At 70.2% G+C, this 2,850-nt stretch carries 2 protein-coding genes; both read right to left on the bottom strand.

The window, feature by feature from the left end:
- Window positions 1-199: 199 nt before the first annotated feature.
- Window positions 200-409: a YbdD/YjiX family protein gene (locus MOQ72_RS44020; protein WP_242192016.1), complete on the bottom strand. Its 210-nt coding sequence runs from the start codon at window positions 407-409 to the stop codon at window positions 200-202.
- A complete protein-coding gene (locus MOQ72_RS44025; RefSeq protein ID WP_242192017.1) occupies window positions 406-2,550 on the bottom strand; it encodes a carbon starvation CstA family protein in 2,145 nt (714 codons plus the stop codon). The genes MOQ72_RS44020 and MOQ72_RS44025 overlap by 4 nt, the downstream gene beginning before the upstream one ends.
- Window positions 2,551-2,850: the final 300 nt, after the last annotated feature.

The following is a 2,850-nucleotide window of genomic DNA, read 5'->3' on the forward strand; positions in this document are numbered from 1 at the left end:
GGTGCTCGCCGCAGCGGGCGGCTAGTTCCGGCAGGTCAGCGGTCGTGGGGGGGGGTGGGGGGGGGCGCCCCCCGGGGGGGGCACCCCCCCCGGGGGGGGGGGGGGGGGGCCCCCCCCCCGGGGGGGGGGGGGGGGGGGGGGGGGGGGGGGGGCCCCCCCCCCCCGCCCCCCCCCCCCCCCCCCCCCCCCCCCCCGACCCTCAGCAGCAGCGGGAACCCGGAGTGGCGTCCTGGCGGTCCACGTGGCGGCGCCAGAAGTCCCGTTCCGACAGCGGTTCCTCGTCGGGATGGTGGCTGCGCTGGTGGCTCAGGTAGCGCTCGTAGGCGTTTTCGCCGACCACGCCGCGCACGATCTGCCAGGCTGTACGGGCCGTGCCGCGCAACCTGGCCATGATCGGTGCGGTCGTCACGTGCTCACCTCGGCCTTGCCAGCCGCCGCCAACTCCTTCTGGACCTTCCGCTCCTCGGCGGTCGGGATCAGCCCGGACGGTGCCCACAGCTTCGACTCCACGTACGGGGCCTCGGTGTCCGGCAGCGGTGCGGTCGCGCGCAGCGCCTTGATCCAGACCCGGATCGCGTCGATCAGCACGATCAGGATCAGCAGCGCGAACAGGACGCTCAACACACCGTCCACAGTGGAGTTCACCACGACCTTCTGCATCTGTTCGACGGTGTGCGCCGAGCCCTTGCTGGTCTGCCCGGCGTCCAGCGCCGCCTGGTAGGCCGCGCGCTGCGCGAAGAAGCCGATCGTGGGATCGGCGGAGAAGATCTTCTGCCAGCTGGCGGTCAGCGTCACCGCCGCGTCCCAGGCCAGCGGAACCAGCGTCACCCACGCGTACTTCGCCCGGCCGGACTTGATCAGGAGCGTGGTGGCCACCGCCAGCGCCACCGCCGCCAACAGCTGGTTGGCGATGCCGAACAGCGGGAACAGTTGGTTGATGCCGCCCAGCGGGTCGTTCACCCCGGCCCACAGGAAGTAGCCCCAAGCGCCGACGATCACCGCGCTGGAGATCCAGTTGCCCGGCTTCCAGCTGACGTCGCCGAAGCGCTTCCAGACGTTGCCCAGGGTGTCCTGCAGCATGAACCGACCCACCCGGGTTCCGGCGTCCACAGTGGTCAGGATGAACAGCGCCTCGAACATCACCGCGAAGTGGTACCAGAAAGCCTTCAGCGCGTCCCCGCCGATGACCTGAGAGAACACCTCGGACAGGCCGACGGCCAACGTCGGGGCGCCACCGCTTCGACCGACCAGCGTCTCCTCGTCCACCGCGGCCGCTGCGGCGGCCAGCTGATCCGGGGTGATCTGGAAGCCGATACCGGCCACCGCTTGCGAGGCCGACTGCAGGGTGTCGCCGAGCGCGTTGGCGGGCATGTTCATCGCGAAGTAGAGGCCCGGCTCGATGATGCACGCCGCGGCCAACGCCATGATCGCCACGAACGACTCGGTGAGCATCCCGCCGTAGCCGATGACCCGGACCTGCGACTCCTTCTCCAGCATCTTCGGCGTGGTGCCCGAGGAGACCAGCGAGTGGAAGCCGGACAGCGCGCCGCAAGCGATCGTGATGAACACGAACGGGAACAGGGCACCGGTGAACACCGGGCCCTGCGCGTTGAACGCGAAGTCGGTGAACGCCTCGGTCCGCATCGTCGGCATCGCGATCAGAATCGACACCGCCAGCAGGGCGATCACCCCGACCTTCATGAAGGTGCTGAGGTAGTCGCGCGGCGCCAGCAGCATCCACACCGGCAGCACCGAGGCGATGAACCCGTAGACGACCAGCGCCAGGGTCAGCTCGTTGCCGGTGAGCGTGAACGCCTCGGCCAGCCCGGAGTCGGCGACCCAGCTACCGGCGACGATGGCCAGCAGCAGCAGCGCCACGCCGATCACCGAGGTCTCGACGATCTTGCCCGGTCGCAGGTAGCGCAGGTAGAAGCCCATGAACAGGGCGATCGGGATGGTCATGCCGATGGAGAAGGTGCCCCACGGCGAGCCCTTCAGGGCGCCGACCACCACCAGCGCCAAGACCGCCAGCAGGATGATCATGATGGCCAGCACCGCGATCAGCGCCGCGACCCCGCCGATCGGACCGATCTCCTCGCGGGCCATCTGCCCGAGGCTGCGGCCGTTGCGGCGGGTGGAGAAGAACAGCACCACCATGTCCTGCACGGCACCGGCGAAGATGACGCCGACGATGATCCAGATGGTGCCCGGCAGGTAACCCATCTGCGCGGCCAGCACCGGACCGACCAGCGGACCGGCTCCGGCGATCGCCGCGAAGTGGTGGCCGAAGAGCACCCGCCGGTCGGTCGGTTGGAAGTCGATGGCGTTGTTCAGCCGTTCCGCCGGCGTCGCGCGGGTGTCGTCGACCTTGAGCACCCGGTAGGTGATGAACCGCGCGTAGAAGCGGTACGCGATGGCGTACGAAGCGAGCGCCGCGAACACCAGCCAGGCCGCGGAGATCTCCTCGCCCCGGACGAGCGCGATGACGCCCCAGGCCACCGCGCCGACGATCGCCACCAGCGCCCAGATGACGATTTCCTTTGGACTCATCCTGCGTTTCCGAGCCACCCCACCGCTCGGCGCCGTTGTCGTAGCCACCGTCCCCGGACTCCATTCCTGCGTTGCGCTGTGCGGGCCGACTAGGGCACAGCAGTCCCGAGGATCTGCCCGCGTGTCCCGAATGTCTAGCCCATTGCCCGGAAGTAACCAGGATGTAAGCAAGGCGCCGTTTGGGGGGTTGGGGGGGGCCCCCCCCCCCCCCCGGGGGGGGGGGGGGGGGGGGGGGGGGGGGGGGTGGGGGGGTGGGGGGGGGGGGGGGGGGGGGGGTTTTAAAAAAAAGAGCGGGCCCCC

This window comes from Saccharopolyspora soli (genome assembly GCF_022678645.1).
Taxonomy (GTDB): Bacteria; Actinomycetota; Actinomycetes; order Mycobacteriales; family Pseudonocardiaceae; genus Saccharopolyspora; species Saccharopolyspora soli.

Excerpts from the sequence above, each read along its gene's own strand:
- MOQ72_RS44025 (WP_242192017.1), bottom strand. The coding sequence starts at position 2,550 with ATGAGTCCAAAGGAAATCGTCATCTGGGCGCTGGTGGCGATCGTCGGC.